Origin of the sequence: Pseudomonas sp. NPDC089392, assembly GCF_044749595.1 — a bacterium.
Taxonomy (GTDB): domain Bacteria; phylum Pseudomonadota; class Gammaproteobacteria; order Pseudomonadales; family Pseudomonadaceae; genus Aquipseudomonas.
This window is the reverse complement of record NZ_JBIVIF010000037.1, coordinates 1-15,838: the sequence shown is the minus strand read 5'-3', so window position 1 is coordinate 15,838 and position 15,838 is coordinate 1. Positions and strand designations below refer to the sequence as shown.

The 15,838-nt window shown below is 63.2% G+C and carries 17 protein-coding genes; 12 read left to right on the top strand and 5 right to left on the bottom strand.

Annotation, left to right across the window (positions count from 1 at the left end; translation table 11 throughout):
* Nucleotides 1-226 precede the first annotated feature (226 nt).
* From ccoG to ACIP1G_RS24600, 8 genes are all read left to right on the top strand, one after another.
* The gene (gene ccoG / locus ACIP1G_RS24635) at nucleotides 227-1,642 is read left to right on the top strand and encodes a cytochrome c oxidase accessory protein CcoG (protein ID WP_400741598.1); all 1,416 of its coding nucleotides are present in this window, start codon (nucleotides 227-229) and stop codon (nucleotides 1,640-1,642) included.
* Between the two features lie 15 nt (nucleotides 1,643-1,657).
* Entirely contained in the window at nucleotides 1,658-2,182 is a 525-nt protein-coding gene (locus ACIP1G_RS24630) for a FixH family protein (RefSeq protein ID WP_400741595.1), read from the top strand.
* Nucleotides 2,183-2,337: 155 nt separating this feature from the next.
* On the top strand, nucleotides 2,338-4,812 hold the full coding sequence (locus ACIP1G_RS24625) for a heavy metal translocating P-type ATPase (RefSeq protein ID WP_400741593.1): 2,475 nt from the start codon (nucleotides 2,338-2,340) through the stop codon (nucleotides 4,810-4,812).
* On the top strand, nucleotides 4,791-5,006 hold the full coding sequence (gene ccoS, locus ACIP1G_RS24620; RefSeq protein WP_400741590.1) for a cbb3-type cytochrome oxidase assembly protein CcoS: 216 nt from the start codon (nucleotides 4,791-4,793) through the stop codon (nucleotides 5,004-5,006). The genes ACIP1G_RS24625 and ccoS overlap by 22 nt, the downstream gene beginning before the upstream one ends.
* Entirely contained in the window at nucleotides 4,999-5,682 is a 684-nt protein-coding gene (locus tag ACIP1G_RS24615; RefSeq protein ID WP_400741588.1) for a sulfite exporter TauE/SafE family protein, read from the top strand. Before ccoS ends, ACIP1G_RS24615 begins: the two co-directional genes overlap by 8 nt.
* 198 nt (nucleotides 5,683-5,880) lie before the next feature.
* Nucleotides 5,881-7,263, top strand: a complete 1,383-nt coding sequence (gene hemN / locus ACIP1G_RS24610) for an oxygen-independent coproporphyrinogen III oxidase (RefSeq protein ID WP_400741586.1) — start codon at nucleotides 5,881-5,883, stop codon at nucleotides 7,261-7,263.
* Nucleotides 7,264-7,449: 186 nt separating this feature from the next.
* Nucleotides 7,450-8,184 carry a Crp/Fnr family transcriptional regulator FnrA gene (fnrA, locus tag ACIP1G_RS24605; RefSeq protein ID WP_400614019.1) on the top strand — a complete coding sequence of 245 codons (735 nt, stop codon included), beginning with the start codon at nucleotides 7,450-7,452 and terminating at the stop codon, nucleotides 8,182-8,184.
* A gap of 55 nt (nucleotides 8,185-8,239) precedes the next feature.
* Nucleotides 8,240-8,788 carry an adenine phosphoribosyltransferase gene (locus ACIP1G_RS24600; protein WP_009683910.1) on the top strand — a complete coding sequence of 183 codons (549 nt, stop codon included), beginning with the start codon at nucleotides 8,240-8,242 and terminating at the stop codon, nucleotides 8,786-8,788.
* Between the two features lie 133 nt (nucleotides 8,789-8,921).
* Here the strand turns inward: ACIP1G_RS24600 and recR are convergent, their stop codons facing one another.
* The 3 genes from recR to dnaX form a co-directional block, all read right to left on the bottom strand.
* Complete coding sequence (recR, locus tag ACIP1G_RS24595; protein WP_400741584.1) at nucleotides 8,922-9,524, bottom strand: recombination mediator RecR; 603 nt, start codon at nucleotides 9,522-9,524, stop codon at nucleotides 8,922-8,924.
* A gap of 147 nt (nucleotides 9,525-9,671) precedes the next feature.
* A complete protein-coding gene (locus ACIP1G_RS24590; protein ID WP_201199092.1) occupies nucleotides 9,672-10,007 on the bottom strand; it encodes a YbaB/EbfC family nucleoid-associated protein in 336 nt (111 codons plus the stop codon).
* A gap of 63 nt (nucleotides 10,008-10,070) precedes the next feature.
* Entirely contained in the window at nucleotides 10,071-12,152 is a 2,082-nt protein-coding gene (gene dnaX / locus ACIP1G_RS24585) for a DNA polymerase III subunit gamma/tau (protein WP_400741580.1), read from the bottom strand.
* A gap of 123 nt (nucleotides 12,153-12,275) precedes the next feature.
* On the opposite strand from dnaX, the gene ACIP1G_RS24580 reads away from it, so the two are divergent.
* A complete protein-coding gene (locus ACIP1G_RS24580) occupies nucleotides 12,276-13,043 on the top strand; it encodes a substrate-binding periplasmic protein (protein WP_400741577.1) in 768 nt (255 codons plus the stop codon).
* A gap of 225 nt (nucleotides 13,044-13,268) precedes the next feature.
* Here ACIP1G_RS24580 and ACIP1G_RS24575 read toward each other — a convergent pair whose 3' ends face one another.
* On the bottom strand, nucleotides 13,269-13,544 hold the full coding sequence (locus ACIP1G_RS24575) for a hypothetical protein (RefSeq protein ID WP_400741574.1): 276 nt from the start codon (nucleotides 13,542-13,544) through the stop codon (nucleotides 13,269-13,271).
* Between the two features lie 386 nt (nucleotides 13,545-13,930).
* Here ACIP1G_RS24575 and ACIP1G_RS24570 point away from each other — a divergent pair, with 386 nt between their 5' ends.
* The gene (locus tag ACIP1G_RS24570) at nucleotides 13,931-14,110 is read left to right on the top strand and encodes a hypothetical protein (RefSeq protein WP_400741572.1); all 180 of its coding nucleotides are present in this window, start codon (nucleotides 13,931-13,933) and stop codon (nucleotides 14,108-14,110) included.
* Between the two features lie 15 nt (nucleotides 14,111-14,125).
* Here the strand turns inward: ACIP1G_RS24570 and ACIP1G_RS24565 are convergent, their stop codons facing one another.
* Nucleotides 14,126-14,614, bottom strand: coding sequence for a DUF2938 domain-containing protein (locus ACIP1G_RS24565; RefSeq protein ID WP_400741569.1), 489 nt, complete (start codon nucleotides 14,612-14,614; stop codon nucleotides 14,126-14,128).
* Nucleotides 14,615-14,696: 82 nt separating this feature from the next.
* On the opposite strand from ACIP1G_RS24565, the gene ACIP1G_RS24560 reads away from it, so the two are divergent.
* The gene (locus tag ACIP1G_RS24560) at nucleotides 14,697-15,143 is read left to right on the top strand and encodes a helix-turn-helix domain-containing protein (RefSeq protein ID WP_400741567.1); all 447 of its coding nucleotides are present in this window, start codon (nucleotides 14,697-14,699) and stop codon (nucleotides 15,141-15,143) included.
* 194 nt (nucleotides 15,144-15,337) lie between these two features.
* On the top strand, nucleotides 15,338-15,571 hold the full coding sequence (locus ACIP1G_RS24555) for a type II toxin-antitoxin system Phd/YefM family antitoxin (RefSeq protein ID WP_400741659.1): 234 nt from the start codon (nucleotides 15,338-15,340) through the stop codon (nucleotides 15,569-15,571).
* Nucleotides 15,572-15,838 lie beyond the last annotated feature (267 nt).

Sequence of the window (15,838 nt, the reverse complement as noted above, 5' to 3'; positions counted from 1 at the left end):
AAGAGGCCGGTACTGGCACTGCATTTTTCACAGGCAAATGACCTGGATCAATTGACACCCGCCATAACACGTTTCATACCACGAACCCAACGCGACTAAAGGTCGCAGTGCGGCCCCATACTGCCATCAGCGGCGTATCATGGGCCGCAGAGCGCTAGCAGATTGCGCGAGACTGCGGCCGGCACGCACTGGCCGCGGCGTTTCTCCACTGCCGTGGGACTTGATGATGAGCAAGCAAATTCCGGTACATGACGTCACCCCGCCTGCCAACAAAGGGAAGGATTCCGTCGACCTCTACGCCTCCCGCGAGAAAATCTACACCCGCGCCTTCACCGGCCTGTTCCGCCGTCTGCGCATGGTTGGCGGTGCTGTGCTGTTCCTGCTGTACTTCGGCACCGTGTGGCTGAACTGGGGTGGCCACCAGGCCGTGTGGTGGAACCTGCCAGAGCGCAAGTTCTACATCTTCGGCGCCACCATCTGGCCGCAGGACTTCATCCTGCTTTCGGGCATTCTTATCGTCGCCGCCTTCGGCCTGTTCTTCGTCACCGTCTACGCCGGCCGGGTGTGGTGCGGCTACACCTGCCCGCAAAGCGTGTGGACGTGGATTTTCATGTGGTGCGAAAAAGTCACCGAGGGCGACCGCAACCAGCGCATGAAGCTCGACAAGGCGCCCATGAGCGGCAACAAGTTCCTGCGCAAGTTCGCCAAGCACAGCCTGTGGCTGCTGATCGGCTTCGTCACCGGCATGACCTTTGTCGGCTACTTCTCGCCAATCCGTGAACTGGCCATCGAATTCTTCACCGGCCAGGCCGATGGCTGGGCCTACTTCTGGGTCGGTTTCTTCACCCTTGCCACCTACGGCAACGCCGGCTGGCTGCGCGAGCAGGTGTGCGTGTACATGTGCCCCTACGCACGCTTCCAGAGCGTGATGTTCGACAAGGACACGCTGATCGTGTCCTACGACCCGCGCCGTGGCGAAACCCGTGGCCCGCGCAAGAAAGATACCGACTACAAGGCCCAGGGCCTGGGTGACTGCATCGACTGCACGATGTGCGTGCAGGTCTGCCCCACCGGCATCGATATCCGTGACGGCCTGCAGATCGAGTGCATTGGCTGCGCGGCGTGCATCGACGCCTGCGATAGCATCATGGACAAGATGAACTACCCCAAAGGGCTGATCAGCTACACCACCGAACACAACCTGTCCGGGCAGAAGACCCACATGCTGCGCCCGCGCCTGATCGGCTACGCCGTGGTGCTGCTGGTGATGATGGTCGGCCTGGCCACGGCCTTCGCCACCCGTTCGCTGGTCGGTTTTGACGTCAGCAAGGACCGCGTGCTGTACCGCGAGAACGCCCAGGGCCGGATCGAGAACGTGTACAGCCTGAAAGTGATGAACAAGGACCAGCGCGACCACGTCTACGTGCTGGACGCCACCGGCCTGCCAGACCTCAAGCTCGCCGGCCAGCGCGAGATCCGCGTGGCCGCCGGTGATATCGTCAGCCTGCCGGTACAGCTGTCGGTCGCGCCGGAAAAACTGCCGTCGACCACCAACGAAGTCACCTTCATCCTCAAGAGCGCCGACGACAGCGCCGCCCAGGTTGAAGCCAAGAGCCGCTTCATCGGCCCACAGATCCGCTAAGAGAGATAACCAACAATGCCTGCCACCGCCGCCAGCCCCTGGTACAAGCACCTCTGGCCCTGGATCATCATCGGCATCCTCACCACCTCGGTGTGCCTGAGCCTGACCATGGTCAGCATTGCCGTGCACAACCCGGACAACCTGGTGAACGACAACTACTACGAGGCCGGCAAGGGCATCAACCGCTCGCTGGACCGTGAACTGCTGGCGCAGAACCTGGGCCTGAAGGCCAGCGTGCACCTGGACGAACTGACCGGCGAAGTGGACCTGCGCCTCACCGGCAACAGCGACCCGCAGAACCTGGAGCTGAACCTGATTTCGCCAACCCAGCCGGAAAAGGACCGCAAGGTGCTGCTGAGCCGGGTAGAGGCGGGGCGTTATGTGGGGCAGTTGGAGGACAAGGTTGACGGGCGGCGCTTCGTTGAGCTGCTGGGTAGCGAAGGTGGCCAGGTGTGGCGCTTGTTCGAGGAGGAAAAGGTCGTGCATGGCGTGACCTTGCAACTGGGTGACGAAGCCATCCAAGGCGCCGAGCACTTGTAGGAGCGGCCTCGTGTCGCGAAAGGGGCGCGAAGCGGCCCCACGATCTCAGCTTCGCAGCATAAATTGCTGGGGCTGCTACGCAGCCCTTTCGCGACACAAGGCCGCTCCTACAGGGGTGCGCGCCAGCCGGCCGATATGTGTAAGGCAATGATGTGATGACCCAACCCACCCCCTGCTACCACTGCGCCCTGCCCGTCCCTGCCGGCAGCCGCTTCACCGCCGTGGTCCTCGGCCAGCCCCGGCAGTTCTGCTGCCCCGGCTGCCAGGCGGTGGCCGAGTCGATCGTCGCCGGTGGCCTGGAGCACTACTACCAGCACCGCAGCGACAACAGCGCCAACCCCGAAGCCCTGCCCAAACAACTGCAGGACGAGCTGGCCCTGTACGACCGCAGCGACGTGCAGCAAACCTTCGTCCGCCACCAGGGCGAGCTGGCTGAAGCCACCCTGCTGGTCGAAGGCATCAGCTGCGCCGCCTGCGGCTGGCTGATCGAAAAACACCTGCGCAACCTGCCTGGCGTCGCCGAGGCGCGCCTGAACCTGTCCAACCACCGCCTGCTGCTGAACTGGGACGACAAGCAGCTGCCGCTCTCGCGCCTGCTCGCCGAGCTGCGCCAGATCGGCTACGCCGCCCACCCATACCAGCCCGACCAGGCTGCCGAGCAGCTGGCCCGGGAAAACCGCAGCGCCCTGCGCCGCCTGGGCGTGGCCGGGCTGCTGTGGTTCCAGGCCATGATGGCGACCATGGCCACCTGGCCGGAATTCAACATCGACTTGTCGCCCGAGCTGCACACCATCCTGCGCTGGGTCGCATTGTTCCTGACCATCCCCATCGTGTTCTACAGCTGTGCGCCGTTCTTCAAAGGCGCAGCGCGCGACCTGCGCACCCGCCACCTGACCATGGACGTTTCGGTGTCGCTGGCCATCGGCCTGGCCTTCGGCGCAGGCATCTGGACCGCCATTACCGGCAGCGGCGAGCTGTATTTCGACACCGTGGGCATGTTCGCCCTGTTCCTGCTCACCGGCCGCTACCTGGAGCGCCGCGCCCGCGAACGCACTGCTGCGGCCACGGCGCAACTGGTCAACCTGCTACCGGCCTCGTGCCTGCGCCTGGATACCATTGGCCGCAGCGAGCGCATCCTGCTTAGCGAGCTGCAGCGTGGTGATACGGTGCAGGTACTGCCAGGCGCGGTAATCCCTGCCGACGGGCGTATCGTCGAAGGCCGTTCCAGCGTCGATGAGTCGCTGCTGACCGGCGAATACCTGCCGCAACCGCGCCGGGTTGGCGAACGGGTTACCGGCGGCACGCTGAATGTCGAAAGCACCCTGAACGTGGAAGTCGAAGCCCTCGGCCACGACTCACGGCTGTCGGCCATTGTGCGCCTGCTGGAGCGCGCCCAGACCGAAAAGCCGCGCCTGGCCGAAATCGCCGACCGGGCTTCGCAGTGGTTCCTGCTGTTCTCGCTGCTGGCCGCCGTGGCCATCGGCCTGTGGTGGTGGCACCTGGACCCGACCCGGGCATTCTGGATCGTGCTGGCGATGCTGGTGGCGACCTGCCCTTGCGCGCTATCCCTCGCTACGCCCACGGCGTTGACCGCTGCCACCGGCACCTTGCACAAGCTCGGCCTGCTGGTGACCCGCGGCCATGTACTGGAAGGCCTGAACCAGATCGACACGGTGATTTTCGACAAGACCGGCACCCTGACTGAAGGCCGCCTGACCTTGCGCAGCATCCGCCCGCTCGGCAGCCAGGCCGCCGACCGCTGCCTGGCCCTGGCCGCAGCACTGGAGAACCGCTCCGAACACCCCATCGCCCGCGCCTTCGGCCGCACCGCAACACCTGCCGACGATGTGCAGACCATACCCGGCCTGGGCCTGGAAGGGCTGGTCGACGGCCAACGCCTGCGCATTGGCCAGGCCACCTTTGTCTGCGCCCTGAGCGGCGCGGAAATCCCCGGTGTTCCGGAGCCGCGCGGCCAGTGGCTGCTGCTGGGCGACCGCCAGGGGCCACTGGCCTGGTTCGGCCTGGACGACCGCCTGCGCGACGATGCCCCCGCCCTGCTTGCCGCCTGCAAGGCCCGTGGCTGGCGCACGCTGCTGCTGTCGGGGGACAGCTCGCCGATGGTCGCCGAAGTGGCCGCGCAACTGGGCATCGACCAGGCCATTGGCGGCCTGCGCCCGGACGACAAGCTGGACCAGCTCAAAGCCTTGCAGGTGGCCGGTCGCAAGGTGCTGATGCTGGGCGACGGGGTCAACGACGTGCCGGTGCTGGCCGCCGCCGACATCAGCATCGCCATGGGCAGCGCCACGGATCTTGCCAAGACCAGCGCCGACGCCGTACTGCTGTCCAACCGCCTGCAGGCGCTGGTACAAGCCTTCGACCTGGCCCGCCGCACCCGCCGCAACATCCTCGAGAACCTGCTGTGGGCGACCCTGTATAATGGCCTGATGTTGCCGTTTGCCGCGCTCGGCTGGATCACCCCGGTGTGGGCCGCCATCGGCATGTCGGTCAGTTCGCTGATCGTGGTGCTCAATGCCCTGCGCCTGACCCGCATGCCGCAGGCAACGGCCCTGCCGAAAACCGCAGCACCCCAGCCCGGGAGGAAGTCACCATGCCCGCCCTCTATGTCATGATCCCCGCAGCCCTGCTGCTGGTCGGCGTGGCCGTGTACATCTTCTTCTGGGCGGTGGACAGCGGCCAGTACGACGACCTGGAAAGCCCTGCCCACAGCATCCTGTTCGACGACCAGGACCCGCGCCACCAGGCGGCGGTGAAGCCTGACGAGACCCCGGCCGACGCCGACAAGGAACCACCACCCCGTGCCTGACCTGCTTCCCCTGCTTGGCTCGGCGTTGATTCTTGGCTTGCTCGGCGGTGGCCATTGCCTGGGCATGTGCGGCGGCCTGATGGGCGCGCTGACCCTGGCCATCCCCCCCGAACAACGTGGCAAGCGTCTGCGCCTGCTGCTGGCGTACAACCTTGGGCGCATCTTCAGCTATGCCTGCGCCGGCCTGTTGCTGGGCCTGGCCGGTTGGGCCGTGGCCAGCAGCCCGGCGGCGCTGGCGCTGCGGGTGGTGGCAGCGTTGCTGTTGATTGCCATGGGGCTGTACCTGGCCGGCTGGTGGAGCGGGCTGACCCGTATCGAGGCATTGGGCCGCGGGCTGTGGCGGCACATCCAGCCGGTGGCGTCACGCCTGCTGCCGGTGTCCAGCCTGCCCCGCGCGTTGCTGCTGGGGGCCTTGTGGGGCTGGTTGCCGTGCGGGCTGGTGTACAGCACCTTGCTGTGGGCGGCCAGCCAGGGCAATGCCGGGTACAGTGCAGCGCTGATGCTGGCGTTCGGGCTGGGCACCTGGCCGGTGCTGCTGGCTACCGGATTGGCTGCGGAGCGGGTAAACGCTTTGTTGAGACGGCGCAGTGTGCGCGTGGCTGGAGGGGTGCTGGTGATGCTGTTTGGCGTGTGGACCATGCCGGGGCCGCACCAGCATTGGCTGATGGGACATTGATGGAGATAATCTGTGGGAGCGGGCTTGGCCCGCGAACACCGGCAACGCCGGTGCCAAGCGCCGCGTGAGCCCATTCGCGGGACAAGCCCACAACGGCCCCCGTTTGCACTGCCAATTCCCCTTGATACAAATCAACACAGATTCCTACAGACGCCCATAGACTCCGGAGCACTGCTGCTCTTTCCGGGGACCGCCCACATGCTCGACGACATTCGTTGGGATACCGACCTGATCCGCCGCTACGATCTCGCCGGGCCACGCTACACCTCCTACCCGACCGCCGTGCAACTGCACAGCGAGGTGGGCTCGTTCGACCTGCTCCACGCCCTGCGCGAGAGCCGTCGGGCCGTGCGCCCGCTGTCGCTGTACGTGCATGTGCCGTTCTGCGCCAACATCTGCTACTACTGCGCTTGCAACAAGGTCATCACCAAGGACCGTGCCCGCGCCGCGCCCTACCTGCAGCGCCTGGAGCAGGAAATCCAGCTGATTGCCTGCCACCTGGAGCCTAAACAGCGTGTTGAGCAGCTGCATTTCGGCGGTGGCACGCCAACCTTCCTCAGCCATGTGGAACTGCGCCAGCTGATGGCCACTCTGCGCCGGCATTTTCACCTGCTGGACGACGACTCCGGCGACTACGGCATCGAGATCGACCCGCGCGAAGCCGACTGGTCGACCATGGGCCTGCTGCGCGAACTGGGCTTCAACCGTGTCAGCCTGGGCGTGCAAGACCTCGACCCGGCCGTGCAGCGCGCGATCAACCGCCTGCAGAGCCTGGAGCAGACGCGTACCCTGATCGAGGCCGCACGCACGTTGCAGTTCCGCTCGGTCAACCTCGACCTGATCTACGGCTTGCCCAAGCAAACCCCGGAAGGTTTCGCCCGCACCGTCGAAGAAGTGATTCGCCTGCAACCCGACCGGTTATCGGTGTTCAACTACGCCCACCTGCCCGAGCGCTTCATGCCCCAGCGGCGTATCGACAGCAATGACCTGCCCAGCGCTGCGGCCAAGCTGGAGATGCTGCACAGCACCATCGACCAGCTGACCGCCGCCGGCTACCGTTACATCGGCATGGACCATTTCGCCCTGCCTGACGACGAACTGGCCATCGCCCAAGAAGAAGGCACCCTGCAGCGCAACTTCCAGGGCTACACCACCCACGGCCACTGCGACCTGATTGGCCTGGGCGTGTCGGCGATCAGCCAGATCGGCGACCTGTACTGCCAGAACAGCAGCGACCTCAACACCTACCAGGACAGCCTGTCCAACGCCCAGCTGGCCACCCAGCGCGGCCTGGTGTGCAACCATGACGACCGCATTCGGCGGGCGGTGATACAGCAGCTGATCTGCCATTTCGAGCTGGATTTCGAACCGATCGAACAGGCCTTCACCATTGATTTCCGTGGCTACTTCAACGACCTCTGGCCCGAGCTGCTGACCTTGCAGCGCGACGGCCTGATCAGCCTCGACGACAAGGGCATCCGCATCCTCCCGGCCGGCCGCCTGCTGGCGCGCTCGGTGTGCATGGTGTTCGACGCCTACCTGGCCATGCAGAACCGCCAGCGCTTCTCGCGGGTGATCTGAAAACCGAGGCGTTCAACCGCATGGACAAGCCTCCTGGCCAGGCACACTATGGGCGTACAAGGACTCCCGGCAGGTCACCTGCCGGGGTTTCGCCAGCGCGCACCATCATCGCGCACACTGGCCTACACCCTGTGTCGTAGGTTACCCTTACGACTTATGTGTGCTTTCCCACAAGGATCGATTCAAATGTCCGAGCCAGTCAAACTGCGCGCCCACAACCAGGCCCATTGCAAGGACTGCAGCCTGGCCCCCCTGTGCCTACCTCTTTCGCTGAACCTGGAAGACATGGATGCACTGGATGAAATCGTCAAACGGGGGCGTCCGCTGAAAAAAGGCGAGTTCCTGTTCCGCCAGGGTGACAATTTCGGCTCGGTCTACGCAGTACGTTCCGGCGCCCTGAAAACCTTCAGCCTCAGTGACAGCGGCGAAGAGCAGATCACTGGCTTCCACCTGCCCAGCGAACTGGTCGGCCTGTCGGGCATGGACACCGAGGCCTACCCGGTGTCAGCCCAGGCCCAGGAAACCACCTCGGTCTGCGAAATCCCCTTCGAGCGCCTCGACGAGTTGTCGGTACAGCTGCCGCAGCTACGCCGCCAGCTGATGCGGGTGATGAGCCGGGAAATCCGCGACGACCAGCAAATGATGCTGCTGCTGTCGAAAAAGACCGCCGACGAGCGCATTGCCACTTTCCTGGTCAACCTGTCGGCACGCTTCCGCGCCCGCGGCTATTCGGCCAACCAGTTCCGCCTGAGCATGTCGCGCAACGAAATCGGCAACTACCTGGGCCTGGCGGTAGAAACCGTGTCGCGGGTGTTCACCCGCTTCCAGCAAAACGGCCTGCTGCGCGCCGAAGGCAAGGAAGTGCATATCCTCGACCCGATCCAGCTGTGTGCGCTGGCCGGTGGTGCAATCGAGGCCTGAGGCCGGCGTTTAGCGGGTATACTTGGGCATTCGTTTTCCCAGGATACCCGCAACAATGCACAGCGACGCCTTCGACCTCAAAGCCCTGATCCGCCCGGTAGTGGACTTCCCCAAACCGGGAGTGATCTTCCGCGACATCACCCCGCTGTTCCAGTCGCCGCGCGGGCTGCGCTATGTGGCCGACCAGTTCATCGAGCGCTATGTCGAGGCCGAGTTCAGCCACATCGGCGCCATGGACGCGCGGGGCTTTTTGATCGGCTCGATCATCGCCCACCAGTTGAACAAGCCGCTGATCCTGTTCCGCAAGCAGGGCAAGCTGCCAGCTGACGTGCTGAGCGAGGGTTACCAGACCGAGTACGGCGAAGCCTTCCTGGAAGTGCATGCCGACAGCCTGTGCGAAGGGGATTCGGTGCTGATTTTCGATGATTTGATTGCGACTGGCGGTACGCTGCTGGCGGCGGCCAACCTGGTGCGCCGCACCGGGGCACAGGTGTTTGAGGCGGCGGCGATTATTGACCTGCCTGAGCTGGACGGGTCGCGCCGGTTGCAGGCGGCTGGGGTGCCTACCTTCTGCCTGACCGAGTTTTCCCTCAGCGAGTATTGAGTTGGCTTTTGGGGCTGCTTTGCAGCCCATTCGCGGGTAAACCCGCTCCTACAAAGACCGCGAAAAAAATGCGATCTTTGTAGGAGCGGGTTTACCCGCGAATGGGCCGTAAAGCGGCCCCAACAATTCCGGATCAGAGCGAAATAGGCCGCCGCCCCGCAAAGGCATGGGCCAAAGTCCCACCATCCACCATCTCCAGCTCGCCCCCCAGCGGCACGCCATGGGCAATCCGCGAAGCCACCAACCCCTTCTCGTTCAGCAACTGCGCAATGTAATGCGCCGTCGCCTCGCCTTCTACCGTCGGGTTGGTCGCCAGGATCACTTCGGTAAAGGTGCCCTGCTCCTCGATCCGCGCCATCAGCTGCGGAATGCCTATCGCCTCCGGCCCCAGGCCGTCCAGCGGCGACAAGTGGCCCTTGAGCACAAAGTACCGGCCACGGTAGCCGGTCTGCTCCACCGCATACACATCGGTCGGCCCCTCGACCACGCATAGCTGGGAGTCGTCGCGGCGCGGGTCGGCGCATTGCGGGCACAGCTCCTGCTCGGTGAGCGTGCGGCACTGGCGGCAATGCCCTACCCCTTCCATGGCCTGGGTCAAGGCCTGGGCCAGGCGCAGGCCGCCGCTGCGGTCGCGCTCAAGCAGTTGCAGGGCCATGCGCTGGGCGGTTTTCTGGCCGACACCTGGCAGGATGCGCAGGCCGTCGATCAGTTGGCGGATGAGGGGGCTGAAGCTCATGGGGAAGGCCTGACAATTCAATAAGAGGCGGTTTATACCCAGCGGGGGCGGGGGCGTCAAATCAGCAGACCCTATCGCCGGACCTGCTTGCACAAGGTAAAAAAAACCGCCGCTGTTGTCAGCGGCGGTTTTCAGAAGCGCAATGCCTTAGAACGGCATCTTGAAGCCCGGCGGCAGTTGCATGCCGGCGGTCATGCCGCCCATCTTTTCCTGGCTGCTCTGCTCGACCTTGCGCACGGCGTCGTTCAATGCAGCGGCGATCAGGTCTTCCAGCACTTCCTTGTCGTCTTCTTCAGTCGACATCAGGCTCTGGTCGATGCTGACGCGCTTGACGTCGTGACGACCGGTCATCACCACGCTCACCAGGCCACCACCGGACTGGCCAGTGACTTCGGCGTTGGCCAGCTCTTCCTGCATCTTCTGCATCTTTTCCTGCATCTGCTGGGCCTGCTTCATCAGGCCGGCCATGCCACCTTTCATCATGGGGTATACCTCGATTGGGTCATGTGATGCGGCCCGGCACCGGGCCGGCCGCATGGTTATCCGTTACTGGCCCTGATTGGCCAGGGCCTCTACAGGCTCAATAGTATCCTGCCGCACCTTGGCACCGAACAACTTGATCATCTGCTGGATCAACGGATCCTGCTCGATCGAGGTGACCGCGTCCTGCTGGCGCTCGGCACGCTTGCGCGCTGCCGCCTGGGCCGGGGTTTCCTGCTCGGGCAAGATCAGCTCGATGCGCAGGTTCAGCGTACGCCCCAGGTGCTGGTTAAGCGCCTCGTTCAGGCGCCGCTGCTGGGTGGCGTTGAACAGCGCGCCTTGGCCAGGGTCCAGGTGCAGCAGCCAGTCGTCGCCATCGGCGGCAATCAGCGTACAGTTTGCGGCGATGTTGCCTGTCATACCGGACACAGGCAACTGTGGGAATAATTCCAGCCATTGCAAGGCCAGGCCGGTGGCCGGCTTGGCCGCTGGCAGGGGCGCGGTTGCAGGCTTGGGTGCTTCTTCCTGGACGTGCTCGGCCAGTTCATCCAGGTAGCTGAAACCGACCGGGTCGCTTTCGCCACCGTAATAGTCTTCGTCCAGCGGCGGATCATCGTCGCGGTCCATGCCGACACCGGCGTAGGCAGAGGGATCGAACGGGGGCGCGTCGTCGTGGCCCGGGGCGGCTGCCACTGGTGCAGGTGCAGGGGCAGCTACGGGCGCAGGCTCGGGCTCAACCATAGCTGGCGCAGGCGCTGGAGCTGGCTCTTCCCAGGGCAGGTCGATGACCTCTGCAGCCGGCTCTGGTTGTGGTTGTGGTTCCGGCTCGGCCTCGATAACCGGAGCAGGCTCAACGACCGATTGTGCCTCTACTACTGGCTGAGGTACTGGCTCGGCCGGCGCAGGGGCCTCGGCCTGTGGCTCAGCAACCGGCGCAGCAGCTTCCACCACAGCAACCGGCGGAGCTACGGCAACCGCTGGCGCTGCCACCGGCGTTGCAGGATCAGCTGTGGCCTGGCTGATCCCCACTGGCTTTAGCACCGGTTTCGGCGCATCGTCGGTGTCAGCCGGGCGGAACGCCAGCATGCGCAGCAGGACCATTTCAAAGCCGCCACGCGGGTCTGGCGCCAACGGCAGGTCACGGCGGCCAATCAGGCCCATCTGGTAATAGAACTGCACGTCTTCGGCCGGCAGCGCCTGGGCCAGCGCCAGCACGCGGTCACGATCGCCCTGGCCGTTGTCCACCGCCTCCGGCAGCGCCTGGGCAATGGCCACGCGGTGCAGCACGTTGAGCATCTCGGCCAGCACGCCAGCCCAGTCCGGCCCCTGCTCGGCCAGGTTGCGCACGGCCTCCAGCAAGGCCCGAGCGTCGCCTTCAAGCAGCGCCTGCAGCACACCATAAACCTGGCCATGATCGAGGCTGCCGAGCATGGCCCGCACATCGGCGGCCAGCACCTTGCCCTCGCCAAAGGAGATGGCCTGGTCGGTAAGGCTCATGGCATCGCGCATCGAGCCATCGGCCGCGCGGCCCAGCAACCACAGGGCATCCGGCTCGAACGGCACGTTTTCAGCGGCCAGCACATGACTGAGGTGCTCGACCACGCGCTCCGGGCTCATGTTTTTCAACGAGAACTGCAGGCAGCGCGACAGGATGGTGGCCGGCAGCTTCTGCGGGTCGGTGGTGGCGAGAATGAACTTGACGTAGGGCGGCGGCTCTTCCAGCGTCTTGAGCAAGGCGTTGAACGAATGGGTCGAGAGCATGTGCACTTCGTCGATCAGGTAGACCTTGAAGCGCCCACGGCTGGGGGCGTACTGCACGTTATCGAGCAGTTCGCGGGTGTCTTCGACCTTGGTGCGGCTGGCGGCGTCGATCTCGATCAGGTCGACAAAGCGACCCTCGTCGATCTCCCGGCACACCGAACAGGTGCCGCACGGCGTGGAGGTAATGCCGGTTTCGCAGTTAAGGCACTTGGCGATGATACGGGCGATGGTAGTCTTGCCCACGCCACGGGTACCGGTGAACAGGTAGGCGTGGTGCAGGCGCTGGTTGTCCAAGGCATTGATCAAGGCCTTGAGCACATGGGTCTGGCCGACCATTTCGCGGAACGAGCGCGGACGCCATTTACGTGCAAGAACCTGATAACTCATCGAAAAACCATCGTAGCCTGATCGAGCGGAAGATCGCTAATGCTAGCGGAGCGGGGGCAAAATTGCACCCTGCGCGAGTCGTCTAAGCTTTGATACTGGCGCGCTATCCAGGGAGGACTGCCTTTGCGAACACTGCTGGCCCTGTTGCTGCTCTGGACCACCTCCAGCCTGGCTGAGCAGCCCGTGCTGCGTTTTTCTGTCGCCGAAAGCTGGGGCATGCCACTGGTGCGCATCGAAGGCGACCAGCCGGTGGAAGGCCTGGTCTACGACCTGATGCAAGCCATGGCCAGGGAAGTCGGCGTACGCCCGGAGTTTCACGTAATGGCCCGCCTGCGCTTGCAGGAGGCCATGAACAGCGGCGATATCGATGTGCGCTGCTATGTGAGCACCCAGTGGTTCAACGACCGCCCGGGCGATTTTGTCTGGAGCATCCCGCTGATTCATCAGCGTGACCTGCTGGTGGGGCGCGCCGGCAACAGCACGCCGATGCCCCCGGAGCAACTGCCGCCCCAGGCTATCGGCACGGTGCTGGGCTACACCTACTCGACCCTGCAACCGCTGCTGGAGCAGGGCCGGCTGCGCCGTGAGGACAGCCGCAGCCAGCAGCTGGTGCTGCAAAAGCTGCAGGCCGGGCGCTATCGGCATGCGGTGAGCAACCAGCTGTCGTTGCAGTGGTTCAACCAGGGTTTGCCGAGGGAGCAGCAATTACAGGAGCTGGCGGTGCTGGAAGAGCAGGACCTGGGGTGCATGGTGCGCAATGACCCGGCGATACCGACGCAAGGGCTGCTGCGGGCGCTGGTGCGGATGAAGCAGTCGGGGGAGATTGAGCGGATTGTGCAGCGGTATGGGGGAACGGGTTATGGCGACAATATATCTGTAGCTCGTCCCTGACCCCTGGCTCAAAACCTCAAAGACGGCGCGATCACTGTGGGAGCGGGCAAGCCCGCCCTCATAGAACTGCGCATAACTCATTGAATTAGCAGGGACACTGTGGGAGCGGCTTTAGCCGCGAACATCGGCGCAGCCGGTGCCATGCACCGCGTTGGATTCTTCGCGGCTAAAGCCGCTCCCACAGGTTTGCGCGGCGCACTGACGATCTCTATTGCAAGCTTAAGATCACAGACCTTTGCGCTCAAACGCCAGACTGACAGCATCCGCCTGCCCCCAGGCAATCTGCATGGCCCGCAACCCATGCTCCAGCAACTGCCGCGTCTCTTCGTCCTCGATGCGCTCCAGCGCACGTCGACTGTCGCTATAGGCAAACATCAGGTAGTGGGTGACGTTCATCAGCGCAAACTCCATCGGCACGATGCCTTCGTGTATGGCGCGGGAAAGGGATTTACCTTGGGGAAGGTCGAAGACGTGGGGTGGATCGGGGACCAGTTTTTTCATGAATTCACCATACCGGGCTGAGGACACCCTTTCGCTTCCACACGTAGGGTGACAGTTGTACGCGGGGTGGAAGACCAGGGGTATGGCGAACCCGGCAGGCCCGAAGGCCTCCCACGCACAACTGTCATATCGACAGCCGCCAAACCACCCGGGCTTCCACACCCGATCGCTGAACCGACAGCGACCGCAAAAGCCTAGTGGGCGAGGTTGACCGGGACAATCAGACGGGCGTCGACGGAACACGTAGGATAATTCGCTGCACTTAGATGACCCGTAGGAAATATCTCAGGCTGACGTCAGATCCATCTAAAAACACACCATGCGTGCGATTGCCAAGGTTATTACAGGCATCATCCCCCTAGTCATCTACCCACCAGGAAGTGCAAATGCGCCGTACCACCCAAGCACCCTCCGAGAACATGAAGAGCGAAGCCGAGATACTCGACGAGGAATTGCGCAAGCTCAGAGCATATTCACCGTGGACGGATGTGCTCCTATTCTGCCTCGGCGCAGTTTCTACATTGGGAATGCTGATTGCGGGGGTATTCATTGCAAGATGGCTCTGACCAAATTGGTCGCACTCACACCAATGCCAGCAAGCCCGCACTCAAGAACAACCCCACCCCAAACACAAAATGCGTAACCAGGCTCTTCAGGCAGTTACGCGCAGGCGTCGGTGTTCTAGACGCAAAAAATCCCGCCCCCATCGCTGGCTGCATAAAGCACAGCGGCGCAACGACCGTAAACACACCCACCATCACCGCAGGCAACAAGGTAGGCGCCTTCAACCACCCCTCCCCCACAAGTCCAACCAGCAGCATCGCGAACAGCACGCCGATGGCGTAATGAATCCCCCACCCCAACGCCAGCTCATGCCTTACAGGCTTCGCCTTGGCAATCGCCTGATGCCGTACACGCCCCTTCAGCAAATGCCCCGCCCAACGCCCGACCATGGCAAAATTCAGCGTGGCAACGCCCAAGCGCCTCAGCAGCAATCCCCACAAGTCCATCACCACTGTGGCACCGATGCCAATCGGCAAGGCCGCTGAAAACATCGCGGTAAACGTCATTGAAAAATCCCTCGTAGATTGACGGTCATCACCATGCCGCGCAGCATAGAAGTTGAAGTGCACTTCAAGTCAAGGGCCCGAAATGGACATTGCCGACGTCGCCAAACGCACAGGCGTACCCGCCTCGACACTGCGTTACTACGAGAAGAAAGGTTTGCTCAAATCACTCGCCGGGCACGGCCAGCGGCGGCAGTTTGCGGCGGATGTGGCAGACCGCCTGGCGCTGATCGCCTTGGGCCAGGCTGCGGGGTTCTCGCTGGATGAAGTGGGGGCGATGCTGGTGGACTTGCAGGTTGACCGGCAGAAGCTCCAGGCCAAGGCAGATGAGCTGGATGCACGGATCAGGCGCTTGCAGGCGATGAGCAAAGGCTTGAGACATGCGGCGCAGTGCCCTGAGGAAGATCATCTGGCATGCCCGAAATTTCAGCGGCTGATGAAGCTGTCGGCGGCAGGGGCATTGAGCAACAAAAATAGCAGGGGCAGAGCATTCATTGAGAAGCACGAAGGCACCGCAAGCGAACGCCCATAGCTGCAAGCCGCTAATCCAGCGCCACAGAGACTGCATTGTTTTACGCATTATTTTGCGTATACTCACCAATGCAATGCGACGTGAGCGATTCCGACATCGATACTGATTGCTCACACCAACCTACCGACCAGTCGAGACAAAAGCGCATGAGTGCACCCATAGACCGAGCTGAACAGGCAGTATCCGCCACAGCAATGGTCCGAGGCTTCAGTGCGAAACTGAAGGAGGTTACCAGCGGCGACGTAAGCCATCTGGTGATTTTCAAGGACAACGAACCAGCAGCTGTACTGGTGGGAGTCGAAGCCTACCAAGCCCTGCAGGACGAACTTGAGGACCTTCGTGCTGAACTCTTGGCCATTGAACGCCTGGCCACACTAGACGATAAGACCACCGTGAGCCTTGAGGACATGGAGGCTCGCTTCAAGTAGGCAGGAACTCATGATTTGGAGCGTCCGGTTTCACCCAGATGTCGAGCAAGATCTTGTTCTGCTAGGCAAGGCCGAGGCAAAACGGGTTCTGAAAGTTATCCGCGAGCGGATCGCTGAAGGAGAGCCGGACAAGATCGGCAAACCGCTTCGGGGAGCACTCGCAGGGCATCGTTGTTGCCGCTGACCGAAAAATGACCCAGTTTCGCCCATTGTGCTGACTGAAAACTGACCCAGGTGTTCCACTGCACCTGCTCATTTTTTGAGCAG